Source organism: Bacillus sp. SLBN-46 (assembly GCF_031453555.1).
Taxonomy (GTDB): domain Bacteria; phylum Bacillota; class Bacilli; order Bacillales; family Cytobacillaceae; genus Neobacillus.
In genome coordinates this window covers 2233632-2259865 of record NZ_JAVIZM010000001.1, presented here as the reverse complement: position 1 = coordinate 2259865, position 26234 = coordinate 2233632, and the positions used below count along the sequence as shown (strand labels likewise).

The following is a 26234-nucleotide window of genomic DNA, read 5'->3' as shown; positions in this document are numbered from 1 at the left end:
GGGAATTTCATATGGAAACAATCGTTGCCCTTCACCGCAATCATTTTGGAGAAATCATCAGCTTTGTGACATCAGAAGGACGAATCATTTCATACCGTAAAGCGTTGATGGAGGCTGAAAATGGTTTAATTCAGGGCATACAAGCTATTGAGGATGGGGAAGGAAGAGTTTCCTTACTGCCTGATCAGAATCAGACCTTTGACCAATTTCCAAATCTATTCTAAAAGAGAGGCTGTCATAGAAACAGCCTCTCTTCACTTTATTCTATTGTTCATTTTGTTTTTGGATTTCTTTTAATGCATCCACTCTGTTTTGGTCTTCTTCAAAAAATTGAACGAGATCACCAATTCGATCAATAGAGTCCCAGCTTAAATGATGTTCGATACCTTCAACATCAACATATATATTTTCTTCTTTTACTCCAATAATTTTTAGGAATTGTTCAAGCAATTCATGTCTAAAGACAAGGCGCTTTCCTATTTTATTCCCCTTTGAAGTCAATCGAAGCCCTCGATACTTTTCATACACTAAATATTCATCTTTATCTAACTTTTGTACCATTTTTGTTACTGAGGAGGGATGGACAGACAGCGCTTCGGCAATATCTGATACCCGAGCGTATCCTTTTTCTTCAATTAATATATAAATTTGTTCGATATAATCTTCCATACTTGGTGTTGGCATCCCGTACCCTCCATTGATAAGAATCATTAAAAGTTTACTATAGAAAAAATTAAGTGACAAGGTTCTTTATCACTTAATTCAAACATTCTTGTATTATTTTGGAACTGGTTCATTAAACAAGAACCTTACTTTTCTATCCTTCTCATCAAGACAAAGTCGAGCGTTAAAGGTTTTCTCTTTGTTTATAAACCCTTCAATCACTTCGGTTTTCCCTTCGGAGAGCAGAAGTTTGATATTTTTTTGGGTAATAGTTTTACCAAGTATCTTTTTTGAAATCGTAAAGTCACACTTGTTTTTTTGATAATTTGAACATCCGTAAAAGCTTCCTTTATCAACAATAGTACCATCACATTTTTTACAAGGGCCCAGTTTAGTATACGATTGTCTTTTATTTTTTTGTTTACCAGGAGTAAATTGATCACGAACATCCTCCGAAAATGACCACTTTTGTGCCTGTTCTAAACTAGATGAAATTAAATGTATAACCATTTTTCTTGTTTGTTCCATGAATTGCTTCGGTACGGCCGACCCCTCGGATATTTCTTTTAGTTTTTGCTCCCACTTAGCAGTCATTTCTGGTGAGGCCAAAATTTCAGGACCAATCGCCTCAATTAATATTTTGGCCTTAGCAGTTGCATACACCAAGTTCTTTTTTACATCAATATATAAACGATCCTTTAACATAGTGATAATGCCAGCTCTAGTTGCCTCTGTTCCTAACCCCTCTGTCTTTGATAGGATTTTCTCTAGTTCCTTATCATCAATATGCCTGCCAGCCGTTTTCATTAACGTAATTAGTTGACCTTCTGTATACCGTTTCGGTGGCTGAGTTTGACTCTCTTTCACTTCTACCTTTTCAGTTAGACCCTGTTCCCCTTTTTGGAGGGATGGTAGTGCGGGTTCATCCTCACGTTCTTTCGAATGTATTACCCTTTTCCAGCCCTCTTCAATTTGTACTTTCCCTTTTGAAATAAAAGAGGCACGACCATCTACAAGTGTGGTCACTGTTGTATATTCTGCAATTGATTTATTATAATGGGCTGCAATTAAACTAGTAACTACTAAATCATAAATTTTCCGCTCGTCTGGACTAAGCTTTTCAACATTGGGTATTTGTTCTGTAGGAATTATTGCATAGTGATCCGTAACCTTCTTTTCATTGACATATCGTTTATTATCAGCAATAGATTGATTAGGTAAAGGAAAATAAGCAGCATAATCTTCCATTTTACTTAATTTATTAAGGATATCTGGGAAAGTATGGGCTTCTTCTTTAGTTACATACCGAGAGTCTGAGCGTGGATAGGAAACATTTCCTTTTTGATAGAGCTTTTGCATGATATCAAGTGTTTTTTTAGGTGAGAACTTAAAGCGTTTATTCGCTTCTGCTTGAAGTGCTGACAGATTATAGAGAAGAGGCGGTAGAAATTCCTTTCTTTCAGATTGTACCTCGCTGACCTCAGCAGGTTTTTCTCTGCAAAAAGCAGCTACCTTTTCTGCTAACTCTTTCGTTTTCACATGGGTTTCTCCGTCATTTTGCCATTTTCCGCGATACTTTTTTCCATTGATTTTAAAATAAGCTAAAACTTCCCAAAATGGTTCAGACTTGAAATTCTCTATTTCTAGTTCTCTTTTTACAATTAATGCCAATGTCGGAGTTTGCACTCTTCCAACTGAAAAAACATCAGAAAATCCCTGCTTCTGAAGTAGCAAGCTATACAAACGTGACGCATTCATACCAACTACCCAATCAGCACAAGCCCTTGTATAGGCTTCAAAATATAAGTTTCGAGTATCTTGTTCCTCTAATAGTTTTTTAAAACCGTCTCTAATAGCATTTGCCGTTAACGAAGAAATCCAAAGTCTTTTCATCGGTTTTCTGCATTTTGTTAACCTAAGTATATTTCGTATGATCAGTTCACCTTCACGGCCCGCATCTCCTGCATGGATAATTTCCGTTACCGCTGGATTTGCCACTAACTGTTTAATGACTTGGTATTGTTTTGCCTTATCTTTTGTTACTTCATATTCAAATTGGTCAGGAATAATCGGCAAATTATCTAAAGACCATTTTTTCCAGCCCGATGAATACTTTTCTGGAGCAACTAATTGACAAATATGGCCGATTGCCCAAGTAACATAAGCTCCTTGTTGAAAAATATCATTAGGGAAAATTTCAATAAATCCATTTTGCTTTTTATGTTTAAAAATTGACGCTAATGTTGACCCTTGATCCGGTTTTTCCGCAATAATTAATTTCATATAAATTGCTCCCTTTTTACAAAGCATCCCAAATTTATTATATCAAAATAAACTAAATAAGGGTTACCTGATTTAGGTAACCCTACAAGAATATATAATTTTTTACTTTAATTTTTTGACAGCGGATTCTTGTAAATACCAATTTTCTTCTGGAACAATATTTGAAACTGTTAATATAAGTGACGGAATTCTTTCTACATCAAAGACTATTGCACCAATTTTTTTTGTAAACATAATAAAGGCATTACCATGTGGAAAGTTCGCTAAATCGTCACCAATATGAAGCAGCGACATCAAGATCACCTGTTTTTCTGCCGCATCAATGAATACTTGTGGTGAGAATCGTAAAATCCATTCCTCCCCCGCAATTGAAAATCGAAACATGGTATCCCCGCCTCTATAACAAATATTTTTAATCTAACATATGAGCGTGCAGGAATTTTATGTTACTCTATCGTTAAAATTCTAAGTATAGGTAAATTTCATTGAAGGCTGATAAAATAACAAAAAAAAACGGTTGCATTTCTTGACTGTCAAATTTCCATATTGTATATTTAAAGCATCATGTAACAACTATATGCGAATGTTTTTTTTGCTGTTTTTTACATGATAATATTTATCTTTGGCACCAGGGGTGTCTTGAAAGGCTTAGGAGGAAGAAGTACATGCAAAACGGTAAAGTAAAATGGTTTAACAATGAAAAAGGTTTCGGTTTTATCGAAGTTGAAGGCGGAGACGATGTATTCGTACACTTCAGCGCTATCACAGGTGAAGGTTTCAAATCATTAGAAGAAGGCCAAGAAGTTTCTTTCGAAATCGTTGAAGGAAACCGCGGACCTCAAGCTGCTAACGTAGTAAAACTATAATCTTTACTAACCATAACCAATCAAAGGCTGACGTTTATCGTCAGCCTTTTTAGCTGTCATCCAATTCACCTTAGTTTCTTTCCATATTCCTGAAGTTTTTCCCCTACTGTACATTGTGTGATACAGAAACGATGGGCTGCCCTTCTTCCACCCTCTTTTTTTACATGCTGATGCAAAAAGCAGCCATCACAGTAATGAACCATTACGTTTTCTAAATGATTTAACAATTCCTTTCTACCAGTGTCTCTCACTAAGCAACCGCGCTCCTCAACTATAATATTAGTGTTTTCGCAAATATTTCTTTTCCTTCTAAGGCTTGGGTGGCTAAGCGATCAGCTTCCTTATTATCTTTTCTTGAAATGACTGTATATTTTGGGGTGAGATCAAGCGTTTTCATCTTTTCCTCAATTCGGTCAAGCCAGCGATTTAGCGCTTCCTCATAGCAAGGCCAGTCACCGTCCAGCTGTTTTAATACTCCCTGAGAGTCACCTTTAAACTCGCATGACAAATGCTGGACACCCAAATCCTCTAAAATATTTAGTGCATAATAAAAAGCGGCGTATTCAGCTTCATTGTTGTTCTCCAATTGCTCTAAGCGTTCATTCGCCCGAATGCGGTATTTCTTTTTTCCTTGTTTAAAAAAAATAACCGCACCTAGTCCCGCGAGATTGGATTCCTTCTGATATCCCCCGTCAAAATAAATCGTAATATCATGTGGCTCTTCCTCTATTTCAGTCAACAGTTTCTTCATTTCTTTTAAAATCCATGATGTCCCTTTTTCATCATAAAAATATAGTTCTGTCACTTTTCCAGTAGCTTCAAGCTCTTCACCTATTTGTATGGCTGTTTCACCCGGTACCAACTCAGATGAAAATTGTACTTTTTCGTTACTTTTTAATTTATATTTCCATTCTAGCCTATAATTCATTGTATTCAGCCTCTCATGAATGATTTCAATAACTCATTTTGATGTAAAATCTGCACCTACTTAAATATATATGATTATCATACCCACTTAAGCAGAAGAAAATATTTTCCTGCATTACTGTGTTAAAATATGATAAACTTTATTAATTAACAAATGGAGGAAACAGCATGATTGAAGTCTATATTGATGGGGCAAGTGCTGGTAACCCTGGTCCAAGTGGAGCTGGGATTTTTATTAAAGGGAACGGTTTGGCTGAAGAATATTCTTTACCACTTGGTACGATGTCAAACCATGAAGCTGAATTCCATGCTTTTATACACGCATTAATAATTTGCCTTGAAAAAGGATTGATGCACTCAGTTGTGTCGTTTCGTACGGATTCGGAATTAATTAATAGGGCTATAGAAAAAGAATTTGTAAAAAACAAACAATACTCGCCTTTACTTGAGGAAGCTTTAGAATTATCAAGAAAAATGGAATTGTTCTTTATGAAATGGATTCCAAGCGCCGAAAATAAGGTAGCAGATAGACTAGCAAGGCTAGCTATACAAAAAAACTCAAGTGAAGGAGCATTTTAATTCAACATGAAAAGACCATTATTTGCAGATTTGAGTTTGCTTTTTGTTACATTAATCTGGGGAACCACTTTTGTTATTGTCCAAAATGCAATTGATTTTTTGGAGCCTTTTGCCTTTAACGGAATTCGTTTTTCTATTGCAGCTGTATTATTAATTTTTTGTCTTCTAGTTTTTCAAAGAAAACAATTGCAGCAATTAAATTTCAAACTAATTGCCTCAGGAATCTTTATTGGTTTTTGGCTTTATCTGGGATATGTAACCCAAACGATTGGTCTTTTATATACAACGACATCGAAGGCTGGATTTATTACGGGCCTAAGCGTGGTCTTAGTCCCACTGTTTTCAATGGTATTACTTAAACAATATCCAAGCAAGAATGCAGTTATTGGAGTATTAACCGCTACCCTCGGCCTGTTTTTACTAACCATGACGGATGTAACATCCTTGAATATTGGTGATGGGTTCGTTTTTGTTTGCGCGATTAGTTTTGCCTTACACATTATTTTAACGGGTAAGTTCAGTAGTAAGTATCCCACCCTTTTATTAACTGTCATCCAGATTTCTACAGTTGCTTTATTATCAATTGGGTCATCTTTCGTTTTTGAGAATGGGAAAGAATCCTTTCAATTAGACATACTTATGTCTAAAGATGTCCTCATCGCTTTAATCGTCACTAGTGTCTTTGCAACAGCTTTGGCGTTCTTTATTCAAACAAATTTTCAAAAATTCACTTCAGCCACTAGAGTTGCATTAATTTTTGCGATGGAACCTGTATTTGCCGCCATTGCTGGTTATGCATGGGCAAATGAGCGATTGTCCTTCAGTGCCTTTTTTGGTTGTATCCTTATTTTTATGGGGATGATATTTGCTGAACTTCCAGCTAATAAGATTCCCTTACTTAGAAAAAATAAAAGCCTAGAAGGTTGAAAATAGATAAGAACTGTACGAAAAAGAGGTCGACTAAGTCAACCTCTTTCTTCTTTATATTGCTAATAATTCTTTTTCTTTGATGAACTTTATAGCGTCTTTCCTAGTGTCTATTTGGTTCGAAATAAGCGTTTCCAATAACGAAACATAAAAACTGCCATCAAAGCATTTCTGTGCTTTTAATGTCAGTTCTATTGCTGTATTGATCATTTCATCGGTAGCATTCGTATAATGTTTCCCGAAGAAGATAAAACCAATGGCATCATCTTGGAATTGAAAGCCTTTTCCTTCCAAGTAATGCAAATACTCTTCCACTGTTCGCACTGACTTAACCAATCCTCTCGCCCAAATCTTTAAACATCCCTTTAAAATCTTACCTTAAAAATGGAGGATTTTCTATTCTTTTTTGTAAAGAGATGACCAATGACCCCTACCAATACACCCATTATAGCTCCACCAATGACTTCTTCTGGTTGATGACCTAACATCTCTTTAAGTCTTTTTGGTGATTCCTGTTTAAACTCCACACTTTCGTTTTTTTGGATTTTTTCAATTAAATCATTCATTGAGTTTACTTTTAAAGTTAACTCCCCTGTTTGCCTGCGAACACCTTGTGCATCATACATAACGATTAATCCATAGACGAGTGAAAGGGCAAAGTCAAACGTTGGCAGTCCTCTTTGTAAGGCAATATAAGTGGTAAGTGTTGAAACGCCAGCCGAATGTGAACTAGGCATTCCACCTGTGCCAAAAAACAGCTCGGGCCGCCATTCTTTCTTTTTAACATAATGTATGGGGATCTTCATGCCTTGAGCTAACCCTATGCTAAAAAGGGCTAGATAAACACCTTTATTCATGCAATCACCTCTACCATTATTGTTAGAAATCCAAATTTTTTTATTCCTTGTGGAAATACTAACTAAATGGGAGGTGAACGTTCATGAGTAAAAAACATAATGCTAATCGTGGGGTTAAAGCACCCGGTGTGAATCCCCAAGGATATGGACAAGATGCTGAGTTCGCTGAAGAACCAAAAAGCAAGCTTGAAAATGCCGCAAAGAAAAAAAACACAAAATAGTATAGGATAAAAAAACTGGCTGCCTTTACGGAGACAGCCAGTTCCCTACTTGAATTAAGAAATAATCGCTTCATTTAGCGGCAGCAGGCGCTGCAATCCACGAAGCTCTACTTCCATTAATTTATTTAAAGCTTTATCTTTTTCAATTCGGAGACCTGTTTCCTCCAAGACATACGTTACTGGAACATCACATTTTATTTCTGCCAGCCTTCTGGATAGGTGCAGCATTTCTAAATCCTGTTCAATCTTAGTTTTATTAGACTTTGATAAGCGATCCAAGTTGGAAATAATCCCCTCAATATGGTGAAATTCTTGTAATAGCTTAAGCGCTGTTTTTTCACCAATCCCCTTAACTCCAGGGTAATTATCACTTGGGTCCCCCATAAGCGCTTTTAAATCAACCATTTGTCTAGGTGTTATTCCTTTTTCCTCAAAAAAGGTTTGAGGAGTGTGCACAAGGTAATTCCCGTAGCCTTTTTTCATTAGAATGACAGAGATACTCTCGTCAAGTAACTGAAGAATATCTTGGTCACCCGTTAAGATTGAAACATGAGCAAAATCCTTTGCTTGTTGAGCAATTGTCCCAATACAATCATCTGCTTCATACCCCGCTAATCCGATATTGGGAATATCAAATGAAGCAACTACATCTTTCACTAAGTCAAATTGTGGAATAAGCTCGATAGGAGCTTCTCCACGATTCCCTTTGTAATCTGGGAATAATTCTGTCCTAAAGGTCTTGCTCCCCATATCCCAGCAAACGGCAAGGTGAGTTGGTTTGAAAGAAGAAACAGCAGTAAATAAATGTTTTACAAAGCCGTGAATTCCATTGGTTGGAATCCCTTTTGAATTAATCATAAATTGTCCTGTTACTGCAGTTGCATAAAAGGCTCGGAATAATAATGCCATCCCATCAACAAGCATTAATGAAGGCTTTTGATTATTCAATTCTAAGTCCCCCTATATTTAAGCGGCAACATCTAAAGATTCAATTTGCCTGCTTTTGAATGGTATTCTAATCACACGCTTTCCATTATATCATAGGTTTGACTTGTCATTTATTCGATTTTATTTCCAGCATAAGAAATCCAGTCACTAAAGCTCCCTACATAAAGCTTTACTTTCTCATATCCAGCTTCTCTTAAAGCAAGGAAATTAGGGGCAGCTGTTACTCCGGAGCCGCAGTATACAATAATTTGATTTTTCACATCGATATTTGAAAACCTCTGTCTTTGTTCCTCAACTGTCTTATATTGGTTAGAATGTAAGCCATCCATCCAAGGCTTATTTAGTGCTCCGGGGATATGTCCTGCTTTTTTATCGATTGGTTCTTCCAAACCAAGGTAGCGCTTTTCTTCTCTGGAATCAATCAAAATCCAGTCTTTTAACCGATTTTGGACAACTTCCTCGACTTCATTCGTTGTAGCTAAAATATCAGGATTTAGTTCAACATGAAATTTCACTGTTTCAAACACAGGAATGTCTGCTGTCACTGGGTAACAAGCTTCCAGCCATTGTTTATATCCTCCATTAAGGACAAAGACATTTTTATGACCTAGGTATTTTAGGAGCCACCAAAATCTGGCTGCATAAGCTCCTTCCCCATGATCATAAGCAATAACTGATTTGCATTCATTTATTCCTGCGTTTTCAAGTTTCCTGATCAATTCCTCCGTATCTGGCAAGGGGTGCCTTCCACCATGTTCCATAACAGGAGCTGACAGATCGTTCTCCAGATCAAAGTAAACCGCACCTGGAATATGGCTTTCGAGGTATTCCTTTTTGCCTTTATGCGGATCCGCTAAGGAAAATCGGCAATCGACAATTATGATATTACTATCATTCATGTTAGTAAACAGCCATTCCCTGTCTTTCACAAAATTCATCCAAGTTCTCCCCTTCTCAAAACCAATCTATTTTGGTAGCTTATGCTGAATCTCCATTAACCTTTGGATCGAAACGCCTCCATCCAATGCAGAGAGAAGACTTAAGTAAAAATCATCCGCTTGTTCCTGTAATTTGGTTACTAAACAATCTGTTTCCTTCAGTAATTCAATTTCATAGTGACTTTTCAAACGATCTCCTGACTGCTTTAAGTAATCGTCAGCAAAGACATTTAGAATTCGATTCAGTTCTTCCACCATGTATTGCTTCTCGTTCTTTTCAAAAAAGGATTTTGGATTTTTAAAATGAGCCAATGCTTTAGTAAATTGCTGGTGATCTATATCTTTAAATGCTAAGAAAAAATCAATTTTTTCATACTTGGATTTTTCAAAAGCCGAAAAGGATAGATCCCCATTCACTTCTTGAAGGTTTCGAATTAGTTGTCCATGATAGTCTGTAAGAATCTTTTCAATAAACCGGTCCAATCTTACAGTAGTTGCTCTCATTTCCTGTGCAAGGTCAAAACCAAGACTTTCTAGAAATTCATCAAGTGCTGCTTGCAGTGCTTTTTTCAAGTTGCGCCCGTCGTCCCTAAGTGTTGACGGATTAAATGCCTCTTTAAAGAAGTCTCCAAACCGTAGAAATACCCTTTGCTTAATATAGTAAATTAATTCTTCCGCTTCCTGTATTAAACGATTTTGTAGGCTTTCCCCGGATTGTTTTTCTAATAACCCCTTAATTTTAGCCTTTTCTTTTTCAAACTCTGTTCGCTTTTGCTCCTTAACCGTTATGTCTTCTTGTGAACTTTGTATTAACTTATTTACCAATTCAACTACACGATTCAGTTCCTTATTTGCAGAAGAAATAGCCATTTCCGTTAAGTCATTGGAGATAAACTGATAAAATGCCTGTTCAAAATAGTTCATCCCTGAATGCGTGCTTTGAGTTTTATTTTGTTTTTCGTTTAATGCAAGCAAGCTTGATAAGGAATACAAGTGTGGATTCCGAATTCCATATTTAATTAATTGGTCCGCCACATATTCAGCCACAAGTTCTTTTTCTTCATTGTTTTCAGCAAGATCAATCGCATTAATGATAAAGAACATTTTATCCATCTGGAAGGATTCTTTTACACGTCCCAGCTGGATTAAAAATTCACGGTCTGCTTTCGAAAAAGCATGATTATAATAGGTGACAAATAAGATAGCATCTGAATTCTTAATATAATCAAAAGCAACCCCTGTGTGGCGCGCATTAATACTGTCTGCTCCAGGTGTATCAACAAGCGTAATCCCTTTTCTTGTTAGCTCACAATCATAATAAAGTTCAATCCACTCTACATAACAGGATTTTTCCTCTTTTGCCACAAACTCATTAAAATCACTTATATCCGTTTCTTTGGTGGTACCTAGCAAAGGTACTAATGAGGCAAAGCCTTTTTTGAATGCCTGTAAAAAGGCAAAATGTGTTTTTTCAAGTACACCTTCTTGGCTTTTATCCAGCAAAATCTGGTCAATCATTTTCACTGCATAGTTGAAATCTACAGCATGCAAATCAAAGACCTTTAAGGAGCGATTTACATCTTCAAGCATGGACCCCTGATCTTTAAATTTCACTAGGACCGTTCCATGCTGCCTTTCAGCTGTAACAGGTTTAATTTTATTGATAGCAGCAGTCGTTGGGTTTGGTGATACCGGTAAAACCTTCTCCCCCATTAAAGCATTCGCAAATGAGGACTTTCCAGCACTAAATGCTCCGAATAACGCAACAGTAAACCCTTTATTCTCCAACCTATTTGCCTTTTCTTCCAATTCCTTTGAAATTTTTTGAAAACCGGCTAAATCTTTTATCAGGTTTGATGACTGATAAAGTCGTTCAACTGTTTGCTTTAAATGATTCTCTGACTGCTCAAACATCTCCCCTGCATCCTTGGAAACAATCTTTGTATTCACTGTGTTTTTAGATGTACTTTCTTGGTTAGTAATAACTTGGGAGCCCTCTTGAGTTTTAATCACATCATATTCTTCATCATGCTGACTAAATAGATGGTTACGATCCTCTTGAAGAATCTCCTGTTTTGTAAATAAGTCATCAATCTTTTTATCTTTTATAAAAATAGTTTGTTCTGCCTTTTTCAATTCTGTTAGGGCATTAACATACCTTTCAAATTTGGTAAATTCCTCTTCATACTGCTGTTGTAATTTCGATGTTTGAATAGTTAAACATTCAACGAACTTACTTTTAAATTCAGAAAGTTGATTTCTTGTGGATCTTTTTATCTCATTAGCCACATCCTCAGTATAACGAAGTACATATTCCCCCGAGACACGTGCTCCAGACTTAACGGTATCCTCTAATAACTGAATAGGAAAAGGGATGGAGAAGGATTGAGCTAACCCTTGCAGCTCTATATCTTCAATTTCAGCCTCCTTTATACTACGGAGTAAACATTCTCGAATATGCCACTCAAGCTGTGACTTTATTTTATCTAGTAAATCTTGATAGAAACTCTCTAATCTCTTATTTTTCTCTTCGTTTGTCTTTTGTTTGGAGAACAAGAACCCAACTTTAAATTCCGGTTGACAGGATTCTAAATAACTCTCCGCTAAAGTTCTTGTCTGAAATGGCATAATGATTGCATTTTTCAGGATTTGTGAAATTTCATTTTCAAAGTTTTTTTCCTTTATTCCCGTACCTTCACTTATCTTTTTGAGATCATGAGAGACTCTTTGATGGGATGCTTCTAAATCTTGTCTTTCCTTCTCCGAAAGTTCATTTAATATTTTTAGGATAGGAATGAGCTCTTCATCAGCTATCTTATGTGATTGATTGATATGATCTTGGGCAATTTTTCTTAAAGAATGAAAAACTGACGGGATTAATAAATGTTCTTTCTCACGCAACTTAGATTGAATGAACTGCTGAAGTTCAGTGAAATCATTGAAAGGATGATTTTCATCCTTTAATGACGTGTAAAAAATCCTTGCTGGTCTTACTCCCCAAGATGCGAAAGAGTCAACCACACTTTGTTGAAAATCGGTAAAACTTAATTCGTCATTTTTGTGTTTATCGATTTGATTAATGACTAAATAAACCTCTTTCCCAGCTTCCGTTAATTCCTTTGTAAACAAGAAATTTAATTCTGCTTGGACATGGTTATAATCCATTACATAAAAAATAAGATCAGCAAGATGCAAAGCTGACTCAGTGGCGATACGGTGAGCATCATCTGCAGAGTCAATACCTGGTGTATCCATAATTACCGTATTTTCTGGTAAACGAGAATCCTTATGGCTGATTTCAATGGATTCTATTTTGTCTCCATCCTTACAATAATTTTTGACTAACCCATAATCATAGGGTGCTAGATATAACCTTGGTTTTTCATTTTTAAAATAAACTTTGGCGTATTCCTCTCCTGCCTTTACTCTTACAAGGTTTGCACTCGTTGGGATTGGACTTGAGGGTAATAAATTCTCACCAACTACTCGATTGATCATTGTCGATTTCCCAGCTGAAAAATGCCCGCAAAAAGCAATGAGAAACTCCCTATTCATTAATTTGTTTGCAAGTTGTTTAACTTTTTCAGCCTGTACTTCATCTTTCTCATCGGTTAATAAATTATATAAAGAAGCAATCTTATTTTTAAGTGTTTCAAAAGTTTCAATTTGACTGGCGGTTTTAACCATTACATATTCCCCTTAGCAACTTAGTAATGTTTTTATTTTATACGATAATTCAAACATTTCCTATCTTGACACACTTTTTCTAGAACAATTTTGTTTTTTTCTTGTTAAACGTAAAGAAAAAAGCCAAGGATTTCTCCTTGGCTTTTGAAAGTATTTTAACTTATTTCATTTAATGAGTTGCATTTCGTAAGACGTGCTTCATGACAAATGCATAAATAACTATTGTTCCTCCAACAAAAGCAAAAGCCATATGTAACACCTTCCCTTTTTAAACTCTGATTGAGAATGATTTTCATCGTTGAAATTAGTTTAACATAGCTGATAATCGTTTTCAATAACGTTTTATCAACTGTCACAATTATTTAACAATCTTAGGGAGAAAACGATTACAATTTTGAAAAGCATCAACATATTCAGTTAAATCCTGAAGTGCTTTCTCCTCCTCTGGAATTCGACGAGACAAAATCATCGCATTAAACATGGTAAACATGATAGCCGTGATATAAGAAGAAAATAATAATGGAACAACCAGTAGCTCGATAGCAACGACAAAATAATTTGGATGTTTTATAAAACGATATGGCCCCTTCCTTATAACCTTCGCATTGGCTAAGACAAGAATTTTTGTGTTCCAATACTTTCCAAGCGAAGTAATTGCCCATAATCTGACTAACTGCGCACCTATAAAAACGGTCAGCAATAAAGGCCATATTGGGGATAATCCACGATTCAGCCAAACCTTTTCGCCGAAAAAAACAATAAAAAACAGAATATGCATACCAACCATATATCTATAATGCTTTACTCCAAACTCAATGGCACCATTTTTCTTCATCCATCTTTCATTACTTTTAGCAATAAGAAGCTCTGTTACTCTTTGAGAAATGATGACCCCAAATAAAACTAGGAATGGAAGAACATTATTCATTTACACCCACCTCATTAGTAGCAGTTCGGAACTAAACCCTGGACCTAGAGCTGTTCCAAGCCCAATAGTATCCTTTGGAATATCCTTCTCCATGATTCGTTTCAGTACATAAAGGATTGTAACCGACGACATATTGCCAAATTGCTTTAGAACCTCTAAGGATATATCTGTCATGGAAGTAGGGATATCTAATGATTTAACATAGGCATCTAGCACTTTTTTACCGCCAGGGTGGGCAATAAAATAGTCTACCTGACTTAAGTTCATGTGATATTGATCTAGAAATTCCTTCACATTTGGCTTTAACCATTCTTCAATAATTCGAGGTATATCTCTCGAGAATACAACGTACAAGCCTGAATTTTTAATCTCCCAACCCATTACGTCCAACGAGTTTGGCATGAGTGTAGATTGTGTCCCGATAATAGATGGATACGCCGCTTTTTTTCTATAACTCTTTGTTTTAGAAGAGTCGCCACAAACCAATGCACAGGCAATCCCATCTGCAAATAGTGAGACCCCTATTAAATTACTCTTTGACAGATCATTACGTTGAAAGGTTAGACTGCATAGTTCGATTGAAAGGACAAGCACCTTTGCTTCAGGAAATGCCAAGCAATACTCAAATGCTCTTGATAATCCCGCAGCCCCACCGGCACATCCAAGCCCCCAAATTGGTATCCGTTTCGTGTGTGGACTAAAAGGCAGTTGATTCATGATTCTCGCATCAATACTTGGAGTTGCCACTCCAGTGGTTGAAATAAAAAAAATTGCATCAATTTCTTCATAAGGCAGTGGTTTTTCAAGAAAATGAGTATTATTTAAGCATTTGGTAATCGCCTCACTACCAAGTGTAACAGCAGCCTCTATGTAAGCATTATTTTTCTCCTCAAACGTATGGTTATCTTTAAACCAATCTAGCCCTTTCACAAAATGCCTTTTTTCAATTTGTCCATTTTGAAAGGCTTTTAAGAGTCTTTCAATATCCTTAAATGAGTCCGCAAAAAGATCACGTGCAAACTCTACTGCTTGATTTTGATTAATTTCATATGGGGGTATTACTTCTGAAACAGAAAGAATAGCGGGCATCATACATTCTCCTTCATCCTATGTACGGGTATTTTTTCCAGTAGTCAGGAGAATTATTCGAATTTCTTTATCACTTCAAAGGCAAAAAAAAAGCCTCCCTACGACAGGGAAGCAAACGTTTTGAAGGTTGTTGTTGTTGTGCTCTTAAATTATATCGCGATTTTAAATTTCCTTCATTACATAATCTTTACCAATTTTAGTGGCTTATTGTTTTTCTGGTTGAGCTTGAACCTCAATCTTTATTTTTTTATTTGCCAATAATCCGCAAACTCCACACTCTTGTTCTGCATTATATAATAATCGACATTGTTCACAATAATATTTTTCCAAAGAAGACCCTCGCTTCCTAATTAAACTAGGCTCTATTAAACTTGTCTGTTGATTTCCGCTCCAGGCGCTCCAATCAACAGGGTATAAAAAGCAACAATGTTCTTTAACACAGCCTTAAACTAAGTCATTATGATATATCTTATTTTTCCTATTTCAGGAATGTGACTTGGTTTCAAAAACATGGATTTTTGCTTGTGAAACATTAATCAATTACTTTTATCACAGGTAAAGTGTGATGGTTCACATTTATGTCACATTTACCCCTTGGTTAATGTGACATAAATCACTGTTATATCAAGTTTTTAACATTAACATAGTAGTTACCTAAGGAATGAACAATTTGTGAACTTCCAAAACTATATAGTTTACTTTCACAATTGTTTTGTATTATGAAAGAGAACTTATTATTTAATCTTTACTTTTCTTGAAGGGAGTGCAAGGGGATGGCAAAAACGGAATTAAAAACAAAACAAAAAACCGAGATCGAAGACAGCTCTTCTCTCAAAGGAACATTAGCGTCCGTTTTCTTTTTGGGATTTTTCATTGTGGTCACTTGGGTAGGTGTCTATTACCTATTTGTAGAACGTTTTTAATGATTGAAGGGGGAAAAAGATTATGCATATGCATAAATTTGAAAAAATATGGCTCGCATTTGGAATAGGTGCCCTTGTAGTATTTTTTAGTCACCATTGGCGTTAGTGCTTTTTATCTAGGTAACAAACCACCTAGTTGTTTAACTACTATAAATCCTGAGAAGGTCAATCAAACAAAACCATTTACAGAGCCAGGCCTTCACAAAGTTGAAGGGAAAGAATGGGACTATGAATTAGTGTATGTGGCTTCAGCCTTCTCATTTAATCCTGCGCAAGTAAAAGTTCCACTAGGAGCGAAAGTAAGGGTCATTGCAACAACAACAGATGTTGTTCATGGATTCGAAGTAGCTGGAACTAATATTAATATGATGCTTGAACCTGGTTATGTCAGTGAATATACGACAACCTTTGACAAGGCTGGCGAATATCTAATTGTGTGTAATGAATATTGTGGTGCTGGACACCATCTAATGAGTTCAAAGATTGAGGTGGTAAAATAATGGTTAACAATACAGCTGTAAAAGTAAAAGTTGACCCTCGTGATGCAAAGCTTTCGATGGCACACTTTTTTGTCGCCTTCTCCGCTCTTGCTCTTGGTGGTTTGATGGGACTTCTCCAAACCCTCGTTCGTTCTGGTAAATGGGAACTTCCGTGGGGAATCGATTATTATCAAGTTTTAACTGTCCATGGAGTATTAATGGGACTTGTTTTAACCACTTTCTTTATTATGGGATTTCAATATGCTGCAGTAAGCAGAACAACTGGAGGACACTCCCCAGCAGCAAGACGTACCGGCTGGATTGGTTTTTGGGTCATGTTGATCGGGACATTAATGGCAGCAACAATGGTTTTGCTTAAAGAAGCATCTGTCCTTTATACGTTCTATGCCCCACTAAAAGCACACTGGATTTTTTATTTGGGCTTAACCTTTGTAGTTGTCGGAAGCTGGATTGATGGTTCTGCTCAGATTCTGACCTATGCAAAATGGCGTAAGAATAATCCAGGACAGCCAAGTCCTTTATTAAGCTTTATGGCTGTAGTGAATACTGTTCTTTGGATCGTTGCTACATTAGGTGTTGCTGCAACCGTTTTATTCCAATTACTGCCTTGGTCACTTGGCTTAGTGGATACTGTTGATGTTTTAGTCAGCCGTACATTGTTCTGGTATTTTGGTCACCCATTAGTTTATTTCTGGTTATTACCAGCTTATATGTGTTGGTATGCCATCATTCCAAAAATTATCGGTGGAAAAATTTTCTCCGATTCCTTAGCTCGTTTATCCTTTATTTTGTTCTTGCTGTTCTCGATCCCAGTTGGTTTTCACCATCAATTAACTGAACCTGGAATTGATCCAGCATGGAAGTTCTTACAGGTTATCTTGACTTTCATGGTTATCATTCCTTCATTAATGACAGCCTTCTCATTATTTGCAACCTTTGAGAGATATGGCCGTTCAAAAGGCGCAACTGGTCTTTTTGGCTGGTTCAGAGTTCTACCATGGGGTGATGCTCGTTTTATCGTTCCATTTATCGGTATGGCCGTTTTTATCCCAGCTGGTGCCGGTGGTATTATTAACGCTTCAAACCAGATGGACCAGGTAGTTCACAATACTATATGGGTAACAGGACACTTCCACTTAACGGTAGCAACATCTGTTGCGCTAACATTTTTTGGCATCTCATACTGGTTAGTACCGCATTTAACAGGCCGTAAATTAACAAAAGCAATGAATAAACTAGGTATTATTCAAGGTTGGGTATGGACAATTGGAATGGCCTTCATGTCCACTTCCATGCATGCACAAGGTTTGCTTGGAGGCCCACGACGTTCTTCCTTCTCAACCTATGGCGGTGCGAAGCAAGCGGCAGAGTGGATCCCTTACCAGATTGCTCAAGCAGTTGGTGGCTCAATCCTTTTCTTAGGTATTATCTTAGTGCTAATTATTTTTATCAATCTAGCATTCTTTGCTCCAAAGGGAGAAGAAGAATTCCCAGTTGGTGAAGCAGAGCGTCCGGAAGAAAAAGCACCAATGGTATTTGAAAACTGGAAATTATGGCTTGGTATTACAGCTGCTTTAATTCTTTTTGCTTACACCATACCGTTTATTGATATCATTCAAAATGCACCACCAGGATCAAAAGGTTTCCAAACTTGGAGTAAATGGTAGTTTGAAATATATGAGAAAAGGCTTCAATCATTAGATTGAAGCCTTTTCTTCGTATAGTTGGTTTGAATTATTTTTTGACCGATTTACTAGCAAAACAGATAAAAGAATCAAGGAAGTACCGATCCCCTGTGTAACACTGAACCCTTCCCGATAAAGAAAAACGCTTAAAAGCGTGGCTACTACAGGTTCAACCGTTGCAATAATAGAAGCTTTACTAGTGTCTATTTTTTCAAGTCCCTTTGTATAGAGTAAATAAGCCAATACCGTTGGAAAAAGCCCCAACCCAATACCGTATAGAAGAACCTCATTACTTATAAGTAATGAACCCTTTTCCCAAATATTTGTTGACGGTAGTAATGTGATGGAAGCAATAACAAACGTATAGAAAGTGACCGTAAAGGGTTGATATTTTTTTAAAGCAAATTTGCCAAAGATACTATATAAGGCATATCCAAAGCCGGCCCCGAGTCCTGTTAAAATCCCGATAAAACTAAAGCTTGTCGCATGAAGGTTTACCCCTGCAACCATTACACACCCTGCAATTGTCCCTAAGACTGATAATAATTTTACCGTATCCATTTTCTCTTTTAAAAATAGAAAGGATAAAGCTGTAACAAAAACAGGGGCTGTATATAATAGTATGACAGCAATAGATAAACTCATCTGATTGATTGCAGAAAAGTAGCACCAATTAAATAACACAATGCTGCAAACGCCGGTTCCTATAAACAATTTAATATCCATCCATTTGATTTTCATCTGGGACGAATATTTACTGATACCAAGGATTCCAAGCAATACTGCTGCAGTAACTACCCTTAATGTGACAATCTCCATCGGTGTAAAACCTAATTCGGTTAGCTTTCTAACAAATATGGCAATAATCCCCCATAATGCAGCACTACTAGAAATGAAAATAATCGGAAGGAGCTTTTTCACTGCAATTGATATACCTTTTGATATTTATCAATGAGATACTCAATTAAATACTCTGCATTTAAGCCCTCACCTGTAACATCTCTTAGAATTTCAAGTGGTTTCTTTAATTTTCCGTATTGATGAATATTTTTCGTTAACCACTCTTTAATCGGCAGCAAATCCCCTTCTTCTACCAATTGGTTAAAATGGGGGATTTCCTCAAGCATCTTATGCTTAAATTGCGCAGCATACATATATCCTAAAGCATAGGAAGGGAAATATCCAAAGCTTCCTCCCGCCCAGTGGACATCCTGGAGAATACCCTCCGCATCATTCTTCGGAACAATTCCCAAGTACTGTTCATACATATCATTCCAAATCTGAGGCAGGTCCTTCACTTGCATGGAACCATCAAATAAGCCTTTTTCAATTTCATAACGAATAATGATATGAAGCGGATAAGTTAATTCGTCTGCTTCGATTCTAATAAGGGATGGTTTAGATTCATTAATAGCTCTGTAAAATCTTTCACTATCTACTTGATCAAATTGCCCATCTGCGTATTTTTTTAGGCAGTCAAAGTTATTTTTCCAAAATGGAAGGCTTCTACCAACAATATTTTCGTAGAATAGGGATTGGGATTCGTGGATGCCCATGGATGCCGCAGAACATAGCGGCGTACCGATTAATTCTTTTGAAAAGTTTTGTTCATATAAGGCGTGGCCCCCCTCATGAATGGTGCCAAATATAGCTGTCCGAAAGTCATTTTCATCATACTTTGTAGTGACACGGACATCCCCAGGATTCAGCCCAATCGCAAATGGATGAACGGTTTCATCCAGCCTTCCAGCCTGAAAGTTATAGCCCATCTTTGCCAGAATCTCTAAGCTGAACTCGCGTTGCTTTTCCTTTTTGAAGGACTTAAAAAGAAAATCTGTTGTTGGCTTATTATCGGCTTCAGAGATTTGCTTCACTAAAGGAACAATCCTCTCTCTAAGTTTACCAAATACATCATCCAGGACCTCTGTCGTCATCCCTGGTTCATACATATCTAATAAGACATCATATCTCTTTTCCGTATGCCCCCAGTAACTAATGAACCTTCTTGTCATCTCTACCAGCTTTTCTAAATACGGACTAAACATAGCAAAATCAGCTTTCTCTTTCGCTTCCTCCCATATACTCTCAGCTTTGGATTGGAGGATCACAAACTCTTTGTATTCTTCCGCTGGAATTTTTTTATTACGTTCATACTCTTTTTTGCACTCTTCAAGAATTTTTTTTGTTTTTTCATCTACTTCAGCTTTTGATAAACTTGCTATGTACGCAGCCATTTCTTCAGAAGTAGACATTTTAAATACTTCCGAAGATAACATCCCGATTACTTCTGACCGCTGTTCTACCCCCTGTTTGGGAGCTCCTGTTCTTAAATCCCAATAAATAACGCCAAGTGCCTCATGATAGGCAGTCATTTTTTTCACATAATCCAAAAACTCTTTTTCTATTTGAATAGTTTTTGTACTCACAGCATTGCCCCCTTTCATAACGTTTAAATTTTACCATATAATTCTGAAAAGTTGCCCTTTTGAGATTAATAATGATAAAAAAAACAACAGAAAGAGTTTTCTGTTGTAAAATATATTCATAGGGAAAAAACTGAAAATTAAATATTCACACGTAAAATGATTAGAAAGAGTTAAGCAGCCTGGAAAATTCTAAGTCGTAAATTCCTAACTTACTTTTTACTGATTGCAACCTTCCATGTTTCAGGACCCTCTTCTAGGTATTCCCAAGAAAATTGTTCAGGTCTCTCCATCATGAACTGGTATAAAAGTGGTCTCGGATCATGGTCGTTAACAATCATCATGGTTTCTCCTGATGATAGCTCATCAAATCCATTAAAGATTGTTGGATGCTTTTCACGTGGTGGGTAGTCTGGCACATGGATTACTTTTGCATATGTTTGCAATATTATCACTCCTTTTATTTCGTTTACTTCTATTTCATTATAAGTAATCCTTTTCTCATTTTTAGTGCATCTTATCACACCCAAGAAATGATTTTATTAATACTCTTTTCTTAGTTAGGAGGTTAGAAAAATGAAGGAATTAGTAGGCTCATGCATGTGTTGCAACAAGAATATATACTGTTTAGATGGCTTTTTTAACGGCATCCATACAGAAAAGAATGAAATACTTTGTTTTGAATGTTACGAGAATCTATTACTTGAAAAAGCAAATCCGCAAAGCTAAACTTTGCGGATTCCCTAATTACTCTTCGTCGATAGAAAGATCTTTAACAGGAAGCTGCTCTCCTTCCTTATGAGTTGGTTTACGTAAGTTAAAGAGTGCCTTTATACAGAATAATACTAAAATTAACACACCAATTAGGAAAATGGTGTCAGGCACCGCACGCCATGTTAGTAGAGTTTGCACAATATCCTTTTGAAGGAATGATGCAGAGCGGCTTGCTGCATAACCATGATAGAAGGCTTCTTTAATTTGAATGAAACCAACTGGTAGTAATGATAGGAATACCATACCTGCAAGACCTACATTTAATAAAATACAGCTAATTTTAATCCATTTATCATTCCATGCCTCTGGCTTAACAATGTTTCTTAGTGAATACAATAGAACTGCTACTGCAAACATTCCGTATACACCCATCATTGATGCATGGCCGTGTGTTGGTGTTAAGAATTGTCCGTGTTCAAAATAGCTTACTGCTGGTAAGTTGATTAAGAATCCAAGTACACCTGCACCAACCAAGTTCCAAATTGCTACAGAGATTAAGAACCAGAAGGTACCTTTATAAGGGAAATTAACTCCACCCTCACGCATCATTTTGTATTGCTCATATGCTTCAAGGATTAACAAGGTTAATGGGATAACTTCTAACGCTGAGAACACCGCGCCAAGTCCTAACCATACTTCTGCAGAACCGTTATAATAATAGTGGTGACCAATACCGATTACACCGCTGCCTAATAGCAGGATTAATTGGAAGTATAATTGTCTCACTGTTGATTTCTTGGTTACAAGACCTAATTGAACCATTAAGAAACCAATGACAACTACTGCAAAAACTTCAAAAATACCTTCTACCCATAAGTGAATAATCCACCAGCGCCAATAATCTGCGAATGTGAAGCTAGTACCAGGATTGATAAATAATGCAAAGATATAGAATGCCGGTACAGCTATAGCTGAGTAGAATAATAGGTGGATAAGTCCGCCGCGATCTGTTTCCCGCTTTAGACCTGCTTTAACGCCTCTAAATACAATGAACAACCAAATGAACATACCAAGAATTAATATGAGCTGCCATACGCGGCCGAGTTCAATATATTCCCAACCCGTGTGACCGAATAAGAACCATTGATTTCCTAAATATCCATTTGCTCCAAGCCATTCTCCAACCATACTGCCGCCCACAAGGACAACAAGAGCCCAGAATAAAATATCTACCAATAAGCCTTGTTTCTTAGGCTCATACCCACCGACTAATGGAGCGACATAAATCCCCATACCTAGCCATGCTGTTGCAATCCAGAATATAGCAAGCTGTAAGTGATAGCCTTTAGTGATATTAAATGGAAGAACGTCATGGATCCACTTCATTCCAAAGAAACTATCAGGTTCAATATAATAGTGAGCAAGTAACGCACCAAACATACACTGAACAAAGAATAAGACAGATACGATGGTAAAATATTTCCCTGATTTTACTTGTGAATTTGTCACTGGCATTTTACGTAAATCAATATGTGGAAACTTGCCTTCTTTATAAGCCTCTTGCATACCAAACTGATAACGATAGAATAAATAAAGAATAATACCAATCATTAAAATAAGTATGGTTATACTTGCACCACTCCACCAGATAGCAGAGAAGGATAATTGATTTCCCGCGTCCTCATAGTATGGCCAGTTATTTGTATAGGTGATTTTATCATTTTCACGAACGGTACTTGAGAGCCACGCCGTCCAAAAGAAGAAATCTGAAATTTGTGTAATCTGGTCACCCTTGGCAACATAGGCACGATCCTTAGTAGGCATATCCTTTTCTTTAATAAGGTTTGCCTTTAATCCCCAGCCGTCACCCTTTGTAAAGATATCTTTATAGTAGGCTCTCACTTTCTCAAGTCCAAAAGCTTGAGCATTTGTTAGCTCCATTGTATCTTTGCTGCTGTCATATCTATTTTTACGCATTTCTTTAATTACTTTATTTTTAATAATGACTTTTTCATCTGCATTTAATTTTGTAAACTCTTTGCCATATTCGTCATTAGCTTTAAAATCCTGCATACCTTCTGTATAGATTTTTAAAGCTTCAGCCGTATAGTCTGGACCCATGTATGATCCGTGTCCTAAAACAGTTCCATAATCCATTAAACCATATTTTTGAAAAACTGCCTGACCTCCCATAATGGAGTCTTTAGTAAATAATACCTCGCCTTTTTCATTTGTAACCTCTAATGGTCTAGGGGCCTGCTCCTTGAATATCCAATAGCCTCCAGCTAATAAGACAGTGAAACTAAGTAAAATGGTAATAATTAAAGTGGATTTCAACAAGGCATTTTTATTTGCCTTTACCACTTTTTTTGTCGGTGTTCCCCGCTGAATTTCCATATCCTCTCATCCTCTCATGTTTCTTTACACTCGTATTGTAACTTTGATAGCCATCTCACAAAGTGAAGCGCCTCATCCTACCCCTGTGATATTTATCACGCAACCGAGAATTATTTTCAAAAAGATCTCTAGCTATGACGGAGGTCACATATCCAGTGTGAAATCCTTGCTACAATGAAGCTAAGTTGAATTACTAATATGAAGGTGATGTTAAATGAAGCAAGAGGATATTATCAAAAGACTGTCCGAGGTCCCAATCTTCAAGGAATTATGTACACAAGAACTTGAACCCATCGTAAAAATTGCACAAACCCGATTTTATAAACATAAGATGTATGTTTTCATGCAAGATGATCCACTTGATAGAGTCTTCTTTATTCATAGTGGAAAAATTAAAATCTATAAGACAGACCAAGCTGGGAAAGAACAAATTATATCCGTTCTCGAACCTGGAGAGATGTTTCCACATGCTGGATTTTTCAGAAAAGGTAATTTTCCCGCACACGCGGAAGTAATGGAAGATGCTCATTTAGTGGTAATTCCTATAGACAAGTTTGAAGAAATATTAATTTCCTATCCGGAGCTCTGCATTAAACTTTTTAAAGTGTTAGGCGAAAAAATTGTAGACCTTCAAGGAAGATTGGAAGCGCAAGTTCTTCATAACACATATGAACAGATCATTTTATTACTTATTAGATTGTGTAAAACTAACGGTGAACAGGTTGGAGATCGATATCGGTTTACTACACAATTTACGAATCGAGAATTAGCCAATATGATTGGTACTTCTAGGGAGACCGTTAGCCGCACTTTAAATCAAGTTAAAAAGAAAGAATACGTTACACAGGACGATGAGGGATATTACTTAATCGACCGTGAAGCACTTCAACAGGAATTATTCTATTAAACTTTGAGGAGTTGTCATAAATGGAACAACGAATTATTGAACTCGATGTCCGCGAGGATTTAAAAAATAAATTGGAACCTTTTCAAAAGATTATGGAGGCCGTTAAGGAGTGTAAAACAAATGATCTCTTTATCCTACATGCCCCGTTTAAACCAGTTCCACTTTTCAGCGTACTAAAGGCAAAAGGTTTTACCCATGAGGAAGAGGAAATTGATAAAAAACACTGGAAAATAACCTTTACAAAAACAAGATAAATAAAGAGCGATAGAGTAAAGAATTTTAATACATGGAAGGTGAATACGGTGATATTAGATAATCGGGGGTTAGAACCCCCACAGCCAATGATGAGAACGTTAGCCGCATTAGAAACATTGAATGAAAATGAGGTTTTAACAATAATAAATGATAGAAGACCCATGTTTCTATACGAACAGTTGGAAGAATTGGGCTACAAGCAACGAACAGAACAACAAAATGACGGAAGTTTCAAGATTGAAATCTTCCGGTAAGTAGGTGATCGTGTATGCTTCCTCAATCTATGGGAAGTGAAACAAATATTAAGCTTCCTATTTCCTTTATCTTTTTTAGTTTGATTGCATTGGTTCTTTCCCAATTGATCCTATTAATAAATGGGCAAATGTTAACCGCTGGAAGCTTTAGAATTCCTGCAATCTGGTCTTCTGCTCATTTATTAGTCTTAGGATGGGCACTGATGGCCGCAATGGGCGCTATGTATCAGCTGGTACCTGTAGCATTTTTAACAAAAATATGGAGTGAAAAGTTCGGTTTTATTCAATTTTCTATCACAGCAGCAGGAATTCTCTCCTTTTCTGGTATGTTATATTGGGCACCGCAAAATGCCTTGATCCCTGGAAGTCTTACACTTTTAGGAATAATGATGTTTTTATTTCAAATGTACATGACATTAAAAAAACAAGCAAAGCCGAATATTCTTACAGCATTTGTTGGCACAGCACTAGTTTGTTTATTTATTACTATCATCTTGGGAATTACAATGATTTATAGCCTGAAAACAGGTTTTGGTACTGCATATTATCAATCTATTTTTAAAAGTCATTTATTAATGGGCGTAACTGGTTGGTTTACATTACTAATTTTTGGATTTTCTTATAAAATGGTACCTATGTTTTCCCTATCTCATGGATTCCCCATGATACATGCTAGGTTTGTTTATGGGCTTTATACTGGAGGTCTTGTCACTTTATTGACTTCCTTCTTTATGGATAATCATATTCTTTTAAAAATGGGGTTCTTTTTACTGTTAGCAGGATTTTCCGTTTTTAGTTGGCATATAAGCATTATTATAAAAAAACGACTGAAAAAGAAGCTGGATAAGCCTTTTACGTTTGCATTAGTTGCGATTGGAATAGGGAATGTTCTACATTTAGCTGCATTCATCCTATTATGGACAAAAGCCATAACCACTCTTGCTGGTCCATTCATTTATTGCTATTTATTTTTATGGGTTGTCCTAAGTATAATCGGGTATCTCTACAAAATCGTTCCATTCTTGTGGTGGACCTATAAATATAGTAAGGAAATTGGAAAAAAAGCGGTCCCATCCTTAAAGGACATGATGAATGAGAAGATTGTAGTTCCTCTCTTCTTGTTTTTCATTCTTTCAGTATTAGTAATCTTTGTTTCTTTTGTATTAAAAGTAACGATTCTATTTACAATTGGCCAGATGATTTTGTCGGTGGTATTTATTATATTTGCAGTTAGTATTTTAAGCGTTCTAAAAAAATAGTGAG

The 26234-nt window shown here is 36.5% G+C and carries 27 protein-coding genes and 1 pseudogene; 12 read left to right on the top strand and 16 right to left on the bottom strand.

Translation table 11 applies throughout. The features are described 5' to 3' along the window. Positions 1-11 precede the first annotated feature (11 nt). Positions 12-224: a DUF3892 domain-containing protein gene (locus QFZ87_RS11625; RefSeq protein ID WP_309861286.1), complete on the top strand. Its 213-nt coding sequence runs from the start codon at positions 12-14 to the stop codon at positions 222-224. 40 nt (positions 225-264) lie between these two features. Here the strand turns inward: QFZ87_RS11625 and mntR are convergent, their stop codons facing one another. The 3 genes from mntR to QFZ87_RS11610 all read right to left on the bottom strand — a co-directional run bounded on the left by mntR (position 265) and on the right by QFZ87_RS11610 (position 3330). Continuing rightward, positions 265-684, bottom strand: a complete 420-nt coding sequence (mntR, locus tag QFZ87_RS11620) for a transcriptional regulator MntR (protein WP_308083447.1) — start codon at positions 682-684, stop codon at positions 265-267. Between the two features lie 93 nt (positions 685-777). Further along, on the bottom strand, positions 778-2946 hold the full coding sequence (locus QFZ87_RS11615; RefSeq protein WP_309861283.1) for a DNA topoisomerase III: 2169 nt from the start codon (positions 2944-2946) through the stop codon (positions 778-780). A gap of 102 nt (positions 2947-3048) precedes the next feature. Continuing rightward, the gene (locus QFZ87_RS11610) at positions 3049-3330 is read right to left on the bottom strand and encodes a hypothetical protein (RefSeq protein WP_308083445.1); all 282 of its coding nucleotides are present in this window, start codon (positions 3328-3330) and stop codon (positions 3049-3051) included. Positions 3331-3611: 281 nt separating this feature from the next. Between QFZ87_RS11610 and cspD the strand changes: the two genes are divergently transcribed. Continuing rightward, positions 3612-3812, top strand: coding sequence for a cold-shock protein CspD (gene cspD, locus QFZ87_RS11605; protein WP_026563856.1), 201 nt, complete (start codon positions 3612-3614; stop codon positions 3810-3812). 65 nt (positions 3813-3877) lie between these two features. Here cspD and QFZ87_RS11600 read toward each other — a convergent pair whose 3' ends face one another. Both QFZ87_RS11600 and QFZ87_RS11595 read right to left on the bottom strand, forming a co-directional pair. Beyond that, positions 3878-4063, bottom strand: a complete 186-nt coding sequence (locus QFZ87_RS11600) for a zinc-finger domain-containing protein (protein WP_309861279.1) — start codon at positions 4061-4063, stop codon at positions 3878-3880. 20 nt (positions 4064-4083) lie between these two features. Further along, positions 4084-4740, bottom strand: a complete 657-nt coding sequence (locus tag QFZ87_RS11595) for a reverse transcriptase-like protein (protein WP_309861276.1) — start codon at positions 4738-4740, stop codon at positions 4084-4086. A 167-nt stretch (positions 4741-4907) separates the two neighbouring features. Between QFZ87_RS11595 and QFZ87_RS11590 the strand changes: the two genes are divergently transcribed. Both QFZ87_RS11590 and QFZ87_RS11585 read left to right on the top strand, forming a co-directional pair. Continuing rightward, the gene (locus QFZ87_RS11590) at positions 4908-5318 is read left to right on the top strand and encodes a reverse transcriptase-like protein (RefSeq protein WP_309861273.1); all 411 of its coding nucleotides are present in this window, start codon (positions 4908-4910) and stop codon (positions 5316-5318) included. 6 nt (positions 5319-5324) lie between these two features. Continuing rightward, a complete protein-coding gene (locus QFZ87_RS11585; RefSeq protein WP_309861271.1) occupies positions 5325-6245 on the top strand; it encodes a DMT family transporter in 921 nt (306 codons plus the stop codon). A 54-nt stretch (positions 6246-6299) separates the two neighbouring features. Here QFZ87_RS11585 and QFZ87_RS11580 read toward each other — a convergent pair whose 3' ends face one another. Together QFZ87_RS11580 and QFZ87_RS11575 are read right to left on the bottom strand one after the other, a co-directional pair. Further along, entirely contained in the window at positions 6300-6569 is a 270-nt protein-coding gene (locus QFZ87_RS11580; RefSeq protein ID WP_309867824.1) for a DUF6123 family protein, read from the bottom strand. Between the two features lie 41 nt (positions 6570-6610). Continuing rightward, positions 6611-7102, bottom strand: a complete 492-nt coding sequence (locus tag QFZ87_RS11575) for a divergent PAP2 family protein (RefSeq protein WP_309861268.1) — start codon at positions 7100-7102, stop codon at positions 6611-6613. 83 nt (positions 7103-7185) lie between these two features. Between QFZ87_RS11575 and sspL the strand changes: the two genes are divergently transcribed. Further along, entirely contained in the window at positions 7186-7323 is a 138-nt protein-coding gene (sspL, locus tag QFZ87_RS11570) for a small, acid-soluble spore protein L (RefSeq protein ID WP_307287041.1), read from the top strand. A gap of 54 nt (positions 7324-7377) precedes the next feature. Here sspL and QFZ87_RS11565 read toward each other — a convergent pair whose 3' ends face one another. The 5 genes from QFZ87_RS11565 to QFZ87_RS11545 form a co-directional block, all read right to left on the bottom strand. After that, positions 7378-8271: a 5'-3' exonuclease gene (locus tag QFZ87_RS11565; RefSeq protein WP_309861264.1), complete on the bottom strand. Its 894-nt coding sequence runs from the start codon at positions 8269-8271 to the stop codon at positions 7378-7380. A 110-nt stretch (positions 8272-8381) separates the two neighbouring features. Continuing rightward, positions 8382-9209: a sulfurtransferase gene (locus QFZ87_RS11560; protein ID WP_309861260.1), complete on the bottom strand. Its 828-nt coding sequence runs from the start codon at positions 9207-9209 to the stop codon at positions 8382-8384. A 27-nt stretch (positions 9210-9236) separates the two neighbouring features. Continuing rightward, positions 9237-12896, bottom strand: a complete 3660-nt coding sequence (locus QFZ87_RS11555; protein WP_309861257.1) for a dynamin family protein — start codon at positions 12894-12896, stop codon at positions 9237-9239. A gap of 358 nt (positions 12897-13254) precedes the next feature. Further along, the gene (locus QFZ87_RS11550; RefSeq protein WP_309861254.1) at positions 13255-13824 is read right to left on the bottom strand and encodes an isoprenylcysteine carboxyl methyltransferase family protein; all 570 of its coding nucleotides are present in this window, start codon (positions 13822-13824) and stop codon (positions 13255-13257) included. Further along, positions 13825-14913 carry a type III polyketide synthase gene (locus QFZ87_RS11545; RefSeq protein ID WP_309867821.1) on the bottom strand — a complete coding sequence of 363 codons (1089 nt, stop codon included), beginning with the start codon at positions 14911-14913 and terminating at the stop codon, positions 13825-13827. A gap of 773 nt (positions 14914-15686) precedes the next feature. On the opposite strand from QFZ87_RS11545, the gene QFZ87_RS11540 reads away from it, so the two are divergent. The 3 genes and pseudogenes from QFZ87_RS11540 to QFZ87_RS11530 all read left to right on the top strand — a co-directional run bounded on the left by QFZ87_RS11540 (position 15687) and on the right by QFZ87_RS11530 (position 18003). Beyond that, positions 15687-15836 (top strand): cytochrome c oxidase subunit 2A, encoded by a 150-nt coding sequence (locus QFZ87_RS11540; protein ID WP_308083434.1) that lies wholly within the window; start codon positions 15687-15689, stop codon positions 15834-15836. Between the two features lie 22 nt (positions 15837-15858). Beyond that, a pseudogene (locus QFZ87_RS11535) lies at positions 15859-16336 on the top strand (cytochrome c oxidase subunit II). Further along, a complete protein-coding gene (locus QFZ87_RS11530; RefSeq protein WP_308083432.1) occupies positions 16336-18003 on the top strand; it encodes a b(o/a)3-type cytochrome-c oxidase subunit 1 in 1668 nt (555 codons plus the stop codon). Before QFZ87_RS11535 ends, QFZ87_RS11530 begins: the two are co-directional and overlap by 1 nt. Positions 18004-18033: 30 nt before the next feature. Here QFZ87_RS11530 and QFZ87_RS11525 read toward each other — a convergent pair whose 3' ends face one another. The 4 genes from QFZ87_RS11525 to QFZ87_RS11510 form a co-directional block, all read right to left on the bottom strand. Next, positions 18034-18942: a DMT family transporter gene (locus QFZ87_RS11525; RefSeq protein ID WP_309861250.1), complete on the bottom strand. Its 909-nt coding sequence runs from the start codon at positions 18940-18942 to the stop codon at positions 18034-18036. Next, positions 18939-20447, bottom strand: a complete 1509-nt coding sequence (locus QFZ87_RS11520) for a carboxypeptidase M32 (RefSeq protein ID WP_309861246.1) — start codon at positions 20445-20447, stop codon at positions 18939-18941. The genes QFZ87_RS11525 and QFZ87_RS11520 overlap by 4 nt, the downstream gene beginning before the upstream one ends. A 209-nt stretch (positions 20448-20656) precedes the next feature. Next, positions 20657-20890, bottom strand: a complete 234-nt coding sequence (locus tag QFZ87_RS11515; protein ID WP_308084142.1) for a DUF2249 domain-containing protein — start codon at positions 20888-20890, stop codon at positions 20657-20659. A gap of 301 nt (positions 20891-21191) precedes the next feature. After that, complete coding sequence (locus tag QFZ87_RS11510; protein ID WP_309861238.1) at positions 21192-23555, bottom strand: nitric-oxide reductase large subunit; 2364 nt, start codon at positions 23553-23555, stop codon at positions 21192-21194. 214 nt (positions 23556-23769) lie between these two features. On the opposite strand from QFZ87_RS11510, the gene QFZ87_RS11505 reads away from it, so the two are divergent. The 4 genes from QFZ87_RS11505 to QFZ87_RS11490 are packed head-to-tail and all read left to right on the top strand — an operon-like array spanning position 23770 to position 26230. Then, entirely contained in the window at positions 23770-24462 is a 693-nt protein-coding gene (locus QFZ87_RS11505) for a Crp/Fnr family transcriptional regulator (RefSeq protein WP_309861236.1), read from the top strand. 20 nt (positions 24463-24482) lie between these two features. After that, positions 24483-24716 (top strand): DUF2249 domain-containing protein, encoded by a 234-nt coding sequence (locus QFZ87_RS11500; protein ID WP_309861234.1) that lies wholly within the window; start codon positions 24483-24485, stop codon positions 24714-24716. Positions 24717-24764: 48 nt separating this feature from the next. Then, a complete protein-coding gene (locus QFZ87_RS11495; protein WP_308083426.1) occupies positions 24765-24971 on the top strand; it encodes a DUF2249 domain-containing protein in 207 nt (68 codons plus the stop codon). Between the two features lie 14 nt (positions 24972-24985). Further along, positions 24986-26230, top strand: a complete 1245-nt coding sequence (locus QFZ87_RS11490; protein ID WP_309861231.1) for a hypothetical protein — start codon at positions 24986-24988, stop codon at positions 26228-26230. The last annotated feature ends 4 nt before the right edge of the window (positions 26231-26234 follow it).